Origin of the sequence: Streptomyces sp. NPDC049040, assembly GCF_043197715.1 — a bacterium.
Lineage (GTDB): Bacteria > Actinomycetota > Actinomycetes > Streptomycetales > Streptomycetaceae > Actinacidiphila.
Map to the genome: position 1 here is coordinate 947,014 of NZ_JBICTO010000002.1, position 14,993 is coordinate 962,006.

The following is a 14,993-nucleotide window of genomic DNA, read 5'->3' on the forward strand; positions in this document are numbered from 1 at the left end:
ACGACGCCGGATGCCGGGACGGTTGCCTTCCGGTGCCCACCGGCCGGGCCGCCGCCGGGTTGCGGCCCGCTGTGTCGTACCCGGGTCGTAGACTTCCCGACGCCGCCAGACAACCCGTTCCGATGGCCCGTTCTCGCCGGAGGTGTCGCCGCCTTGACCGACCAGCCCTTCACTCACCTGCACGTCCACACCCAGTATTCGCTGCTGGACGGAGCGGCGAGATTGAAGGACATGTTCAAGGCGTGCAACGAGATGGAGATGAGCCATGTGGCCATCACCGATCACGGCAACCTGCACGGCGCCTACGACTTCTTCCACCAGGCGCAGGCCGCCGGGGTGACCCCGGTGATGGGCATCGAGGCGTATCTGGCGCCCGAGTCGCGGCGGTACAACAAGCCGGTCAAGTGGGGCGCCCCGCACCAGAAGGGCGACGACGTCTCCGGTGCGGGCGCGTACACCCACATGACCATCTGGGCGCGCAACAGCGTCGGACTGCACAACCTCTTCCGGGCCCAGTCCCGCGCCTCCTTCGAGGGCTACTTCCGCAAGCCCCGGATGGACCGCGAGCTGCTCAGCGAGTACGCCGAGGGCCTGATGGGCACCACCGGCTGCCCCTCGGGCGAGGTCTCCACCCGGATCCGGCTGGGGCAGATGGACGAGGCGATCAAGGCCGCGGGCGAGTATCAGGACATCTTCGGCAAGGAGAACTTCTTCGTCGAGATCATGGACCACGACATCGACATCGACCGCCGGGCCCGCCAGGGCCTGGAGGAGATCGCCAAGAAGCTCCAGGCGCCGTTCGTGGTCACCAACGACTCGCACTACACGTACGCGGGGGAGTCGTCGGCGCACGACACCCTGCTGTGCATCCAGACCGGCTCGAACATGTCGGACCCCGGCCGCTTCAAGTTCGACGGCTCCGGCTACTACCTCAAGTCCGCCGCCGAGATGTACGCGATCGACTCCTCCGACGCCTGGCAGGAGGGCTGCCGCAACAGCCAGCTGCTGATCGCCGACCGGGTCGACACCGAGGGCATGTTCAAGTTCAGGAACCTGATGCCCAAGTTCGACGTGCCCGAGGGCTACACCGAGGTCACCTGGTTCCGCGAGGAGGTCGCCCGCGGCATGGCCAGGCGCTTCCCCGGCGGGATCCCCGAGGACCGGCAGAAGCTCGCCGACTACGAGATGGACACCATCGTCCAGATGGGCTTCCCCGGCTACTTCCTGGTCGTCGCGGACTTCATCATGTGGGCGAAGAACAACGGCATCGCGGTCGGCCCCGGCCGCGGCTCCGCGGCCGGCTCGATCGTCGCGTACGCCATGGGCATCACCGACCTCGACCCGGTCCCGCACGGGCTGATCTTCGAGCGGTTCCTGAACCCCGAGCGCGTGTCCATGCCCGATGTCGACATCGACTTCGACGAGCGCAGGCGCGGCGAGGTCATCCGCTACGTCACGGAGAAGTACGGCTCCGACAAGGTCGCGCAGATCGCCACCTACGGCACCATCAAGGCCAAGGCCGCGATCAAGGACTCGGCCCGGGTGCTGGGGTATCCGTTCTCGATGGGCGACCGGATCACCAAGGCCATGCCCGCCGACGTCCTCGGCAAGGGCATCCCGCTGTCCGGCATCACCGACAAGGACCACCCCCGCTACAGCGAGGCGGGCGAGGTCCGGGCGATGTACGAGAACGAGCCGGACGTCACCAAGGTGATCGATTCGGCGAAGGGCATCGAGGGCCTGGTCCGGCAGATGGGCGTGCACGCCGCCGGTGTGATCATGTCCGCCGAGCCGCTGATCGACCACGTGCCGATCTTCTCGCCGAAGAACGACGGCGCCGTCGTGACCCAGTGGGACTACCCGAGCTGCGAGTCGCTCGGCCTGCTGAAGATGGACTTCCTCGGCCTGCGCAACCTGACGATCATGGATGACGCGGTCAAGTCGATCAAGGCGAACAAGGGCGTCGACATCGACCTGCTCTCGCTGCCGCTCGACGACCCGAACACCTACGCGCTGCTCGGCCGCGGCGACACCCTGGGCGTCTTCCAGTTCGACGGCGGGCCCATGCGGGCCCTGCTGCGGATGATGAAGCCCGACAACTTCGAGGACATCTCCGCCGTCTCGGCCCTCTACCGGCCGGGCCCGATGGGCATGAATTCGCACATCAACTACGCCCTGCGCAAGAACAAGCAGCAGGAGATCACCCCGATCCACAAGGAGCTGGAAGAACCGCTCCGCGAGGTGCTCGAAGTCACCTACGGCCTGATCGTCTACCAGGAGCAGGTGCAGAAGGCCGCCCAGGTGCTCGCCGGGTACTCGCTGGGCCAGGCCGACCTGCTGCGCCGGGCGATGGGCAAGAAGAAGAAGGAGGTCCTGGACAAGGAGTTCATCCCCTTCCAGGGCGGCATGCGCGAGCGCGGCTACTCCGACCAGGCCATCCAGGCGGTCTGGGACGTGCTGGTGCCCTTCGCCGGATACGCCTTCAACAAGGCGCACTCCGCCGCGTACGGCCTGGTGTCCTACTGGACGGCGTATCTCAAGGCGAACTATCCGGCCGAATACATGGCGGGCCTGCTGACGTCGGTCAAGGACGACAAGGACAAGATGGCGCTCTACCTCAACGAGTGCCGCCGGATGGGCATCAAGGTGCTGCCGCCGGATGTGAACGAGTCCAACGCCAACTTCACCCCGCGCGGCGACGACACGATCGTCTTCGGCCTGACCGCGGTCCGCAACGTCGGGCAGAACGTGGTGGAGTCCGTCGTCAAGTGCCGCAAGTCCAAGGGCCGCTACGCCGACTTCCCGGACTTCCTCGACAAGGTCGAGGTGGTGGTCTGCAACAAGCGGACGGTCGAGTCGCTGATCAAGGCCGGCGCCTTCGACACCATGCAGCACACCAGGCGCGGCCTGACCGAGCACTTCGAGTCGATGATCGACAACGTGGTGCAGGTCAAGCGCAAGGAGGCCGAGGGCCAGTTCGACCTCTTCGGCGGCATGGGCGAGGGCGACGGCGACGACGGGCCCTCCTTCGGCATGGACGTGGTCTTCTCCGACATCGAGTGGGACAAGACCTATCTGCTCGCGCAGGAGCGGGAAATGCTCGGGCTCTACGTGTCCGACCACCCGCTGTTCGGCATCGAGCACATCCTCGGCGACAAGACCGACGCCGCCATCGCCGCGCTCGCCGGCGACTACCAGGACGGGGCGATCGTCACCATCGGCGGCATCATCTCCGGGCTGCAGCGCAAGATGACCAAGCAGGGCAACGCCTGGGCGATCGCCACCGTCGAGGACCTGGCGGGCTCGGTGGACTGCATGTTCTTCCCCGCCACCTACCAGCTGGTCTCCACCCAACTGACCGAGGACGCCGTGGTCTTCGTCAAGGGGCGGCTCGACAAGCGCGAGGACATCCCGCGGCTGGTCGCCATGGAGCTGATGGTCCCCGACCTGACCGACGTCGGCACCAACGCGCCGGTGAGCATCTCCATCCCGACGGTCAAGGTCACCCCGCCGCTGGTGGCCAGGCTCGGCGAGGTGCTGGCCAGCCACAAGGGCAACACCGAGGTCAGGGTGCGGCTCCAGGGTGCCAGGTCCACCACGGTGCTGCGGCTCGACCGGCACCGGGTGACCGCGGACCCCTCGCTGTTCGGCGACCTCAAGGCACTGCTCGGGCCGGCCTGCCTGGGCGCCGGCCAGCAGGCGGGCTGACCCGGCGGCGGCCGGGCCCGGTCCCCGCCACCGCGGACAACGGGCGCGGGGGCGCCCCCGAAGGGGCACCCCCGCTCATTCACAACCGCAGCTGTGGCACGTTCAGTTGTGGCCGAACCGCTTCTGCTGCTTGTGCGAGACCGGCGAGCCCGCGGGCATCGCACGCTCTTCCGCCTGGTGGCTCCTGTCCTGGTCCTGAGCCTCCGAGCCGGAGTTGCGACGCTGGTCCTGGCCCTGCTCGGGCCGGCGGTTCTGGTTCGTGTTCTGGTTCCGGTTCTTAGCCACTTTCGTGCCTTCCTGATGAGGGGATGTCGGCCGAACGGCCTGCCGCCCTGCGGGCTTGGCGCCCCGTGGGCTCGTGGCCGAGCGGCCGCCATCAGATTTGCACGGGAGTACGAAGCGCGCATTTCGGGCAGTTGGTGGGGTAGGTGTGACGTAAAACGACCGACCGCCACGCCGAAGATCGTGTTCGAGCTCATAACGCCCCGGCATTCGGGCAGACTCGGGGAAACCTGGGGGGATTCAGGGCCGAGGGGGCGACCGGAAGAGGTGCGATATGGACCGCTGCGTCGTCCTGGTGGACGCCGGATACCTACTGGGCGCAGCAGCAAGCCTTCTGGCCGGTGAGCCCTCGCGTTCCCGGATCATCGTCGATCATGCCGCCGTCGTGGCTGGCCTGCGGGAAAGGGCCGAACGCGAGACCGGGCAGCCGCTGCTGCGGATCTACTGGTTCGACGGCGCACCCGACCGGGTTCCGCAACCCGAACACCGCAGGCTGCGGGTGATGCCCCGGGTGACCGTACGGCTCGGCGCGCTCACCCGGACGGACGGCCGGTGGGCGCAGAAGGGCGTCGACGCCGCCATGCACGCCGAACTGTCGGAGCTGGCCCGCAACCGCGCCTGCTCCGACATCGTCCTGGTCACCGGCGACGGCGACCTGCTGCCCGGCATGATGTCCGCCAAGGAGCACGGCGTCGCCGTCCACCTGTGGGCCGTACAGGCCGCGGACGGCGACTACAACCAGTCGGAGGACCTGGTCGCCGAGGCCGACGAGCGCCGGGTCCTCGACCGGGAGTGGATCACCGCCGCGATCAGGGCCAGGGACGGGATCTGCGCGCCCACCGTCAGCACCCGGCCCGACATCGGCCCCGAGATCGCCGCGATCCTGTCCGCGCCCCTGCCCGAGTCCGCCGCGGGGGCGCCCCCGCAGGAGGGGCACCCGGCGCACCCCGCCCACCAGCCGGACCCGGCGGAGAACGGCACCGCACCGGCCCCCCGGGCCGAGCCCGCGGACGCCGAGTCCGCGGGGCCCGGCGGCAAGGTCGTCCCCACCCCCAAGGACCTGGCCGGCCTCGGCAAGCCGCACCCCGCACCGCCCGCCCCGCACCCCGCGCCCAGCGCCACCCTGCGCTGGTCGTCCGAGAAGGGCTGGACCGACCGGGGCGCGGGCCCCGACGTTCCCGACACCAGCGGCCTGCCCACCCTGGCCCAGCTGACCACCGCCGAGCAGCGCTGGGCCGACCGGGAGGCCGACATCACCGCGGTCAGCGGCGACCCGTACGAGGTCGGGCAGGTCTTCGCCCGGCGCTGGACCGCCCGCCTCGCCGACTCCGGCCAGCTCCAGCAGCTGTCCACCCACTACCCCCGGGTCCCGCACCGGATCGACGGCGAGCTGCTGCGGTACGCCGCCCGCTTCGGGCTGCTCGCCCACAAGGACGACCAGATCGACGAGCACGACCGGTACGCGATCAGGGCCGGATTCTGGCGCGAGGTCGACACCCGCACCGGCGTCGAGCACGGCCAGGGCAGCGACTGACCCGGGGGGCCGCCATGGGGACAGAGCCGGCCGGCCCAGGGGGCCACCGGGGGAAAAGCCGTGCGGCGGCCCGTTCGCACAACCCCCCTTGCGCCACAAGCCGTCCGCGCCGCGTAGTCTCGATCCTCGTGAATACGGGCACGGAGGACAAGGCGCCCCCGGCGGTCGCCGCGGCCCGCGACACGGTGTGCACCGTGCGCGGACTGATCAGGACGTACCCGGCGGGTTCCGGCGTGCGCCGCGCGGGGCTGCGCCGCCGCACCCCCGGAACCGGGCCCGCCGTCGTCCGCGCGAGCGACGGCATCGACCTGGACGTGCGGCGCGGCGAGATGTTCGGCATCCTCGGGCCCAACGGAGCAGGCAAGACCACCCTGGTCCGCCAGCTCACCGGCCTGCTGCGGCCGGACGCCGGCAGCATCGACCTGCTCGGCCACGACCTCGTACGGCACCCCGACCGGGCCGCCCGGCTGATCGGCTACCTCGGCCAGGAGTCCACCGCGCTCGACGAGCTGACCGTCTCGCTCGCCGCAGAGACCACCGGGCGGCTGCGCGGCCTGGACGCGGCCGCCGCCCGCGCCGCAAGGGACGCGGTCCTGGACGAACTCGAACTCGGCCCGATCGCCTCCCGCCCGATCAAGCGGCTCTCCGGCGGCCAGCGCCGGCTGGCCTGCTTCGCCGCGGCCCTGGTCGGCGAGCGGCCGATACTCGTCCTGGACGAGCCCACCACCGGCATGGACCCGGTCGCCCGCCGGGCGGTGTGGGCCGCGCTCGGCCGGCGCAGGACGGAGAACGGCGCCACGGTGCTGCTGGTCACCCACAACGTCATCGAGGCCGAGACGGTCCTGGACCGGGTCGCCGTACTCGACCACGGCCGGGTGATCGCCTGCGACACCCCTGCGGGGCTGCGCGCCCTGGTCGCCGACGAGGTGCGCCTCGACCTGGTGTGGCGCACCGAGCCGCCGCTCGACCTGCCGGAGATCGCCGCGCTCCGCCCGCTGGCCGACATCTCCGGCCGCCGCTGGACCCTGCGCCTCCCGCACGACCGCGCCCGCACCACCGTCGCCGGGCTCACCGGCGGCCCCGCCTACGCGGCCCTGGACGACTTCACGCTGGCCACCCCCAGCCTGGAGGACGTCTACCTGGCGCTGGGCGGCCGCGCCAAGGGCCTGGTGAAGTCGTGAACGCGCCCCGCCACCCGGCGGCCCTGCGCCGCGCCCCGCTGCGCTGCCGCCGCGCGGGTGCCTGCGCCGCGGCAGGCCGCCGGTGTGCGGCGGTGCGCGGGCGCTCGGGCTGCGCCGGTGCGCCGGAAGCCGCTGCCCGGTTCGCATCGAGGCCGGGAGGCCGTCCATGACCGTCATCGCACAGGCCGGCCCAGGACAGGGCAGGGCCGCCGTCGGGGGTGCGGCCGCGGGTGAAGCGGCGCCGCTCGCGCCGCGGGCGCGGCTGTGGCCGTCCTTCGCCGCCGTCTACCGGGCGCAGCTCTCCCGCGCCCGGGTCGCACGGATCCCGCTGCTGTTCGTCGCCACCTTCCAGTCCGTCGGGATCATGGTCATGATGCGCGGCGTCGTCGACGCGGGGGACGGCGAGGCCGCACGGGCCGTCGTCGCAGGCTCCAGCGTCCTCGTGGTGGCCTTCGTGGCCCTCAACCTGCTGGCGCAGTACTTCGGCCAGCTGCGGGCCTCCGGCGGCCTCGACCACTACGCCACCCTGCCGGTGCCGCCCGCCGCCGTCGTCCTCGGCGCCGCGGGCGCCTACGCGTCCTTCACCGTGCCCGGCACGCTGCTGACCGCGGTCGTCGGCTGCGTGCTCTTCCACCTCACGCTCACCACGCTGTGGGTGCTCGCCGTGGTGATCCCGCTGGCCGGTGCCGCCCTGTCCGGCCTGGGGGCGGCGCTCGGCCTGCTCGCGCCCCGGCAGGAGATCGCCACGCTCTTCGGCCAGCTCGGCATGTCCGCGGCCCTGCTGCTCGGCGTGCTGCCCGCCTCGCACCTGCCCTCGCCGATCCGCTGGGCCCGCGACCTGCTGCCTTCCACCTACGGCGTCGAGGCCTTCGCCCGCACGCTGGGCGGCAGCGCGGGCACGGACTGGGCCGCGGTGCTGGGCGACCTCTCGGTGTGCGCCGCCGTCGGCGTCGTCTCGCTGGCCGTCGCCACCTGGGCGTACCGCAGGGCTGCCTGCCGGTGAGGCGTCCCGCGTCCGGACCTGGCACGATGGGCAGGTGACCGCACCCCTGACTCCCCACGACCACTCACCTGACCTTCCCCCGTATCCGGGGTCGGGGTCCGGCGGCCCAGGGGGCGAGGACCGCAGGAAGACGGTGCTCGCCGAGGTCCGCAGAGGCGCGCTTGTGGCCCTGCTGGTGACCGTCTGCGGGATCGCGCTCGGCCTGCTGTGGCTGTGGCTTTCGCCCAGGGTGCCGCTGATCTCCGACGGCAAGGCCGTCTACCTCAAGGACACCGAGGGCGAGGAGGCGATCGGCGGCGACGGCGTCTTCGCGCTCATCGCGGCCGGGCTCGGCGTGCTGACCGCGGCCGCGGTCTTCTGGCGCTACCGGCGCGGCGGTGTCGGCGCCGTCCTCGGGCTCGCGGCGGGCGGCCTCCTGGCCTCCGTCGTCGGCTGGCGCCTCGGCATCGCACTCGGCCCCGACACCGACATCGTGGCGCACGCCACCGCGGTCGGCCCGAAGGTCGTCTTCGACGCCCCGCTGGAACTGCGGGCCAAGTCCGCGCTGGTGGCATGGTCGGCCGCGGCGATGATCGTCCACCTGGCGCTGACGTCCGCCTTCGGCCCCCGCGACCCGGAGGGCGGCGACAAGTCCGCCCAGCCGCCTGAGGCCTACTGGACCCCCCCGGCGGCCCCGCCCGACCCGCCTGCGGCACCCCCGCAGGAGCCCCCGGCGAAGGACTAGCCGGCCTGCGGCTGCCCCCGGACCCGGCCACGCGACGGCGGTCCCCCGTGGGCGACCCGGGCGGCCGGCACGCCGCCACCGGCGTCAGGGTCCGCCTGCCGAAGGGGCGAGCGGCCCGCGTTGTCCCCGGAGCCCGGCCGCCCAGCGCGGCCGGTCCGCCACCGTACGGGACGCCCTCGCGGCCCTGCGGGCTCCGGCAGCGCCCACTCGTCGCCACCGGCGGGTCCCCGCCGGTCAGCCGGTGCGGGCGATCGGGGCGGCCGTCGCGGATGTCAGGGTCCGGAGGTCGGCCGGCGAGAGCTCAAGCTCCAAGCCGCGCTTGCCCCCTGAGACGAAGACCGTGTCGAACGCCAGGGCCGAGCCGTCAAGGACCGTCGGCAGCGCCTTGCGCTGGCCCAGCGGAGAGATGCCGCCGAGCACGTAGCCGGTGCTGCGCTCCGCCGCCGCCGGGTCGGCCATAGCCGCCCGCTTGCCGCCCGCCGCGGCGGCCAGCGCCTTGAGGTCGAGCGAGCCGGCGACCGGTACGACCGCGACCGTCAGCGTGCCGTCGACCTCCGCCACCAGCGTCTTGAACACCCGCTCGGGGCTCGTGCCGAGCGCCGCCGCGGCCTCGTCGCCGTACGAGAGGCCGGACGCCGGGTCGTGCTCGTAGGCGTGCACGGCGAAGGGCACGCCCGCCTTCTCCAGCGCGACGGTGGCCGGTGTGCCGCCGGTCCCGCCGGCCCGCTTCCTGGCCACGTCAGTTCGCGCTGATCGGCTGGCTGGTCAGATCGACCGCGGGCAGCGAAGGAAGCTTGTCGATGACGGCCGTCTCGCGGCGCAGCAGCCGCAGCTCCGCGGTCAGCCGCGCGGCGCTGTCCGGCTCCTCGAGCAGCGCCTGCTTCACCGGCGTCTCGGCGATCAGCGCGGCGGCCACCAGGTACGACAGCACGGTCGGGTCGTCGGGGAATTCCTGGCCGGGTGCCAGCGTGCGCTCACGAGCGCCCGCGAGCCGCTTCTGGTAGGTGCCGAACACCCGGGTCACCTCGGAGGCGAGGGCGCCCGCGCCGCCGCCCGGGTCCTCAGGGATCTCCTCGATCTCGGCGGTCAGGTACGTGCCGCTGACGTCGAGCGAGAGCAGTTTGAAGCGCAGCAGCCCGGTGGCGACCAGTTCGTAGCCGCCGTCCTCGCCCTCGGCGATGCCGGTGGCGTCCGCGATGCAGCCGACGCCGTGCAGGGCGGCGAGCGGGTCGTCGCCCAGGCCCGCCGCCGGGCCCGGTGCCCGGCCCTCCTGCCCCGTGGGGGCCACCTCCTGGCCGTTCTTGATCGCGACCACGCCGAACCGCCGCGGGGCGTCCTCCGGCAGCGCGAGCAGATCGGCCACCAGGGCGCGGTAGCGCTCCTCGAAGACGTTCAGCGGGAGCACGAGGCCGGGGAAGAGGGTGGCACCCAGGGGGAAGAGCGGAATCCGATCGGTCACAGTCAGCCAGGGTACGGCCTCCCCTCCCGCCCGGTCCGCCCCTTTCCCCCGGCCAGGGCCTGTCGAGGACGAGGACGCACCGCGAACGGCGGACCCTACGAGCCGCGGCGCAGGAGCCGGCTGGCCCCGGCCGCGGCCGTGGTGGCGAGCATCCACCCGAGCAGGGTCAGCAGCGAGGCCACCCACTGCGCGAGCCCGACTTCGCGCCACGCGTTGTCCTGGCCCAGGTCGATGACGGGCAGCAGCAGGTCCAGGGCGTAGAGCGCGGGACTCCAGTGCGGCCGGTAACCCCCCGGGTCCGCCGCCGCGGGCACGTGGTGCAGCGCGAAGTACGTCGCCCCCATCGCCCACAGCACCGCCATCCAGACCGCGGCCCGGCCGGGCCGGTAGCCGTAACCGACGGTGATGTCCTGGAGCCAGCCCCACACCCGCCCGGCCGGCGGCAGGGTCTCCCGGCGCCGCCGCTGTCTGGCGAGCAGCACCTCGCGCGCCTCGGCGTCCTCCCCGGCGGCCCGCAGCGCCGCCGCCAGCCGTTCGTAGGGTTCCGGCCGGAATTCCGGGGTGGCCGCCTGCAGCCAGGCGAGCCGGTCGCGCAGCGGGAACTCGGCGAGCGGGGTGAGCGTGTCGTAGCCGAAGCCGGTCATCCGCAGCCGGCCGGGCGCGGGCCAGGCGCCCCGCGCGTCGGTGAGTTTGCCGACCCTGGCCCCCGACAGCACGACCACGCCCTCAGGAGCGCGCGGCAGGGTGAAGCACAATTCCGGGGTCTGTATCCGCCGCAGCGACACCTGCTGTTCGCCGTCCAGCTCGAAGCGCGCCCGGCTGATGATCACCGCGTTGCCGAACCGCCCGTCGTCGAGCCGCAGCCCGCCATGGCAGGTGAAGTCCCGCACGCTGACCCCCTCGGGCGGCGTCGAGCTGCCGCCACCGCCCCTGGCGTTCCAGCCGCCGGACAGGTAGAGGGTGTGCTCGACGGCGATGCGGGCGGCGTTGAGCGCCTGCCTGCCTGCGGGATTGCGCAGGGTGGCACCGCGCAGGCTGAGCCGGCCGCCGATCCGGGCGCTGCGCAGACTGAACTCCCCGCTGATGTCGATGAGTTCGGCGTCCACGTCCTGGCCGACGGTCAGCCCGTCCGCGGCGATGGCCTGCGCCGCACGGCCGCGGCGCACGGTGAGCTGGTTGAGCAGCAGGTCGGTGCCTATGTGCGCGTCGGAGAGCCGGACGCCCCCGGTGATCAGGCACTGCGGCAGGTGCAGGTCGCCGCCGACCTGCAGGCGGGCGGCTTCGAGCCGGGGCAGGCGGCAGCGCACCAGGCGCATGCTGCCGATCCGGCACTCCTGGAGCATCAGCTGCTCGTCGAGGAGGCAGTCGTCCAGCTGGACGTACGGGGTCACCGTGCCGCCGGCGAGCATCAGCCGCCCGCTGATCCGCACCCCGGCGAGTTTCAGCGCCGTCACCCGCCCCGGCACCGCGGGCGGCCCGTCGAGCAGCAGCTCGGCGACGGCCTGGGCGCGTACCGTACGGTCGGCGCCCCAGCCGGGCCCGTCAGGGGCCGTCCCCGGGCGGAGCCACGGCGGGGGGTCGTCAGGGCCGCCGCGCCCGGTGCGCAGATCGCAGACCCGGCCCTCGCGGAATGCCTGCCACATCCGCCGCTCGACCGGCGTCCAGTCCTGCGGCGGTGCCCCGCCTGCCGCCTCGGCCACCCGATTCCCCTCCCCGTCGTCGCGCCGCACACCGTAGCGGGTCGGTGCGACGGCCACGTATCACGGAGTGGAACTCGGGAACGTCCTGCATTCCCGGGTCTCTACACTTGGCACCGTGATCTCCCGAATCGATCTGCGCGGTGCCGCCTTCCCCGAGGGCGGTATCGACCGCGACCTGCTGCCCCGTGCCGACTTCGACGTGGAGGCCGCCCTGGAGGCAGTGCGGCCGATCTGCGAGGACGTCCGCCATCGGGGCTCGGTGGCGGTGCTCGACCACGGGGAGCGCTTCGACGGGGTGCGCCCGGCCTCGCTGCGGGTGCCCGCGGAGGCGCTGGCCACCGCGCTCGCCGAGCTGGACCCCGCGGTCAGGGCCGCCCTGGAGGAGTCCGTCCGGCGGGCCAGGATCGTCCACCGCGAGCAGCGCCGCACCGACGTCACCACCCAGGTGGTGCCGGGCGGCACGGTCACCGAGCGCTGGGTGCCGGTCGAGCGGGTCGGGCTGTACGTGCCCGGCGGGCTCGCCGCCTACGCGTCCTCCGTTGTGATGAACGTGGTGCCCGCCCAGGAGGCCGGCGTCGAGGGCATCGCGGTGGCCTCGCCCGCCCAGAAGGCGAGCGGCGGCCTGCCCGCCCCCGCGATCCTCGCCGCGTGCGCCCTGCTCGGAGTGACCGAGGTCTACGCGGCGGGCGGCGCCCAGGCGATCGCGATGTTCGCGTACGGCACCGAGGACTGCCGCCCGGTGAACCTGGTCACAGGGCCGGGCAACATCTACGTCGCCGCCGCCAAGCGGCTGCTCAAGGGCCGGGTCGGCATCGACGCCGAGGCCGGGCCCACCGAGATCGCGATCCTCGCCGACGACTCGGCCGACCCCGCCTTCGTCGCCGCGGACCTGATCAGCCAGGCCGAGCACGACACGCTGGCCGCCGCGGTGCTGGTCACCACCTCGCCCGAGCTGGCCGACGCGGTCGACAAGGAGCTGGAGGTCCAGGTCGCCGCCGCCAAGCACCGCGAGCGGATCATCGCCGCCCTGTCAGGACGGCAGTCGGCGACGGTGCTGACCGACACCCTCGACCAGGGACTCGCGGTGGTGGACGCCTACGCCGCCGAGCACCTGGAGATCCAGACCAGGGACGCGGCCGAGGTCGCCGCCCGGGTGCGCAACGCGGGCGCGGTCTTCGTCGGCCCCTACGCCCCGGTCTCGCTCGGCGACTACTGCGCCGGGTCCAACCACGTGCTCCCCACCGGCGGCTGCGCCTGCCACTCCTCCGGCCTTTCCGTGCAGTCCTTCCTGCGCGGCATCCACGTGGTGGACTACTCGCGCGACGCCCTGGCCGACGTCGCCGGCCACGTGGTGACCCTGGCGAACGCCGAGGACCTGCCGGCGCACGGTGAAGCCGTACGCGCCCGGTTCGGAGGGACGGCGTGACCCGCATCGAGGACCTGCCCATCAGGGACGAGCTGCGCGGCCAGTCGCCCTACGGCGCCCCGCAGCTCGACGTGGCGGTGCGGCTGAACACCAACGAGAACCCGTACCCGCTGCCCGAGGCCCTGGTCGCCAGGATCGCCGAGCGGGTCGCCGAAGCCGCCCGCGGGCTCAACCGCTACCCGGACCGGGACGCGGTCGAGCTGCGCACCGCGCTCGCGGCGTATCTGACCAGGACCGCGGGCCACCCGGTCGGCCTGGCCCAGGTGTGGGCGGCGAACGGGTCCAACGAGATCATCCAGCAGCTGCTGCAGACCTTCGGCGGCCCCGGCCGCAACGCGATCGGCTTCGAGCCGTCGTACTCGATGCACGCGCTGATCTCCCGCGGCACCGGCACCGGCTGGATCTCCGGGCCGCGCAACGCGGACTTCACCATCGACGTGGCCGCCGCCGAGCGGGAGATCGCCGAGCGCCGCCCCGAGGTGGTGTTCGTCTGCTCGCCCAACAACCCGACGGGTACCGCGGTGGCCGCCGAGACGGTCCTCGCGCTGTACGAGGCCGCACAGGCCGCCCGGCCCTCGCTGGTCGTGGTGGACGAGGCCTACGGGGAGTTCTCGCACCAGGCGTCGCTGCTGCCGCTGATCGAGGGCCGGCCCAACCTGGTGCTGACCCGCACCATGTCCAAGGCCTTCGGCGCGGCAGGGCTGCGGCTCGGCTACCTGGCCGCGGACCCCGCGGTGGTGGACGCCGTGCAGATCGTCCGGCTGCCCTACCACCTGTCCGCGGTCACCCAGGCGACGGCGCTGGCCGCGCTCGAGTTCACCGACACGCTGCTCGGCTACGTCGACCAGCTCAAGGCGGAACGCGACCGGCTGGTCCGCGAGTTGCGGGCGACCGGCTACGAGGTGGTCGACTCGGACGGCAACTTCGTGCAGTTCGGCCGGTTCGCCGACAGCCACACCGCCTGGGAGGCGGTGCTCGCACACGGCGTCCTGGTACGCGACAACGGCGTGCCGGGCTGGCTGCGGGTCTCGGTCGGCACCCCCGCCGAGAACGACGCGTTCCTGGACGCGGCGCGAGCGGTCTTCAAGGAGCACAGCACTACGGAGGAGCAGGTATGACCCGCGTGGGCCGCGTCGAGCGCACCACCAAGGAGACCTCGGTGGTCGTCGAGATCGACCTCGACGGCACCGGGCAGGTGGCCGTGTCCACGGGCGTCGGCTTCTACGACCACATGCTCGACCAGCTCGGCAGGCACGGGCTCTTCGACCTGTCGGTGAAGACCGAGGGCGACCTCCACATCGACACCCACCACACGATCGAGGACACCGCGCTCGCCCTGGGCGCCGCCTTCAAGCAGGCGCTCGGCGACAAGGTCGGCATCTACCGCTTCGGCAACTGCACGGTGCCGCTGGACGAGTCGCTCGCCCAGGTCACCGTGGACCTCTCGGGCCGCCCCTACCTGGTGCACACCGAGCCGGAGAACATGGCGCCGATGATCGGCTCGTACGACACCACGATGACCCGGCACATCCTGGAGTCCTTCGTCGCCCAGGCCCAGATCGCCCTGCACGTGCACGTCCCGTACGGGCGCAACGCGCACCACATCGTGGAGTGCCAGTTCAAGGCCCTCGCCAGGGCCCTGCGCTACGCCAGCGAGCGCGACCCGCGCGCCGCCGGGATTCTGCCGTCGACGAAGGGCGCGCTGTGAGCGACGCACGCAAGGCCACTCGGCCGCAGTCAGGGTTCGACGCGGGCTGTCGCCGCGCGGGCGGAGAAGCGAACGGAAAAATGCTGTGAGCGACGCACGCAAGGCCACTCGGCCGCAGCCAGGGTTCGACGCGGGCTGTCGCCGCGCGGGCGGAGAAGCGAACGGGAAAATGCTGTGAGCGACGCACGCAAGGCCACTCGGCCGCAGTCAGGGTTCGACGCGGGCTGTCGCCGCGCGGGCGGAGAAGCGAACGGAAAAATGCTGTGAG

General features: G+C 72.7%; 12 protein-coding genes. 8 read left to right on the forward strand and 4 right to left on the reverse strand.

Translation table 11 applies throughout. The features are described 5' to 3' along the window. Positions 1 to 153: 153 nt before the first annotated feature. Positions 154 to 3,708: a DNA polymerase III subunit alpha gene (gene dnaE / locus ACGFMP_RS09085; protein ID WP_393671267.1), complete on the forward strand. Its 3,555-nt coding sequence runs from the start codon at positions 154 to 156 to the stop codon at positions 3,706 to 3,708. Positions 3,709 to 3,810: 102 nt separating this feature from the next. Here the strand turns inward: dnaE and ACGFMP_RS09090 are convergent, their stop codons facing one another. Continuing rightward, positions 3,811 to 3,993 carry a hypothetical protein gene (locus ACGFMP_RS09090; protein ID WP_393671269.1) on the reverse strand — a complete coding sequence of 61 codons (183 nt, stop codon included), beginning with the start codon at positions 3,991 to 3,993 and terminating at the stop codon, positions 3,811 to 3,813. Between the two features lie 271 nt (positions 3,994 to 4,264). Here ACGFMP_RS09090 and ACGFMP_RS09095 point away from each other — a divergent pair, with 271 nt between their 5' ends. The 4 genes from ACGFMP_RS09095 to ACGFMP_RS09110 all read left to right on the forward strand — a co-directional run bounded on the left by ACGFMP_RS09095 (position 4,265) and on the right by ACGFMP_RS09110 (position 8,432). After that, positions 4,265 to 5,524 carry an NYN domain-containing protein gene (locus ACGFMP_RS09095; RefSeq protein WP_393671270.1) on the forward strand — a complete coding sequence of 420 codons (1,260 nt, stop codon included), beginning with the start codon at positions 4,265 to 4,267 and terminating at the stop codon, positions 5,522 to 5,524. Between the two features lie 128 nt (positions 5,525 to 5,652). Then, positions 5,653 to 6,705, forward strand: a complete 1,053-nt coding sequence (locus tag ACGFMP_RS09100) for an ABC transporter ATP-binding protein (protein ID WP_393671271.1) — start codon at positions 5,653 to 5,655, stop codon at positions 6,703 to 6,705. A 166-nt stretch (positions 6,706 to 6,871) separates the two neighbouring features. Next, a complete protein-coding gene (locus ACGFMP_RS09105) occupies positions 6,872 to 7,708 on the forward strand; it encodes an ABC transporter permease (protein WP_393671272.1) in 837 nt (278 codons plus the stop codon). A 34-nt stretch (positions 7,709 to 7,742) separates the two neighbouring features. Beyond that, positions 7,743 to 8,432 (forward strand): hypothetical protein, encoded by a 690-nt coding sequence (locus ACGFMP_RS09110; protein WP_393671274.1) that lies wholly within the window; start codon positions 7,743 to 7,745, stop codon positions 8,430 to 8,432. 234 nt (positions 8,433 to 8,666) lie between these two features. Here the strand turns inward: ACGFMP_RS09110 and ybaK are convergent, their stop codons facing one another. The 3 genes from ybaK to ACGFMP_RS09125 form a co-directional block, all read right to left on the reverse strand. Next, positions 8,667 to 9,170 (reverse strand): Cys-tRNA(Pro) deacylase, encoded by a 504-nt coding sequence (gene ybaK / locus ACGFMP_RS09115; RefSeq protein WP_393671275.1) that lies wholly within the window; start codon positions 9,168 to 9,170, stop codon positions 8,667 to 8,669. Position 9,171: 1 nt separating this feature from the next. Then, on the reverse strand, positions 9,172 to 9,891 hold the full coding sequence (locus ACGFMP_RS09120) for an LON peptidase substrate-binding domain-containing protein (RefSeq protein WP_393671277.1): 720 nt from the start codon (positions 9,889 to 9,891) through the stop codon (positions 9,172 to 9,174). Positions 9,892 to 9,986: 95 nt separating this feature from the next. Then, positions 9,987 to 11,591: an oxidoreductase gene (locus ACGFMP_RS09125; protein WP_393671386.1), complete on the reverse strand. Its 1,605-nt coding sequence runs from the start codon at positions 11,589 to 11,591 to the stop codon at positions 9,987 to 9,989. Positions 11,592 to 11,706: 115 nt separating this feature from the next. Between ACGFMP_RS09125 and hisD the strand changes: the two genes are divergently transcribed. Genes hisD through hisB form a run of 3 tightly spaced genes read left to right on the forward strand, consistent with a single transcriptional unit; the run spans position 11,707 to position 14,725 of the window. Next, the gene (gene hisD, locus ACGFMP_RS09130) at positions 11,707 to 13,017 is read left to right on the forward strand and encodes a histidinol dehydrogenase (protein WP_393671279.1); all 1,311 of its coding nucleotides are present in this window, start codon (positions 11,707 to 11,709) and stop codon (positions 13,015 to 13,017) included. After that, a complete protein-coding gene (locus ACGFMP_RS09135; protein WP_393671280.1) occupies positions 13,014 to 14,135 on the forward strand; it encodes a histidinol-phosphate transaminase in 1,122 nt (373 codons plus the stop codon). The genes hisD and ACGFMP_RS09135 overlap by 4 nt, the downstream gene beginning before the upstream one ends. Continuing rightward, entirely contained in the window at positions 14,132 to 14,725 is a 594-nt protein-coding gene (hisB, locus tag ACGFMP_RS09140) for an imidazoleglycerol-phosphate dehydratase HisB (RefSeq protein ID WP_093714498.1), read from the forward strand. The genes ACGFMP_RS09135 and hisB overlap by 4 nt, the downstream gene beginning before the upstream one ends. The last annotated feature ends 268 nt before the right edge of the window (positions 14,726 to 14,993 follow it).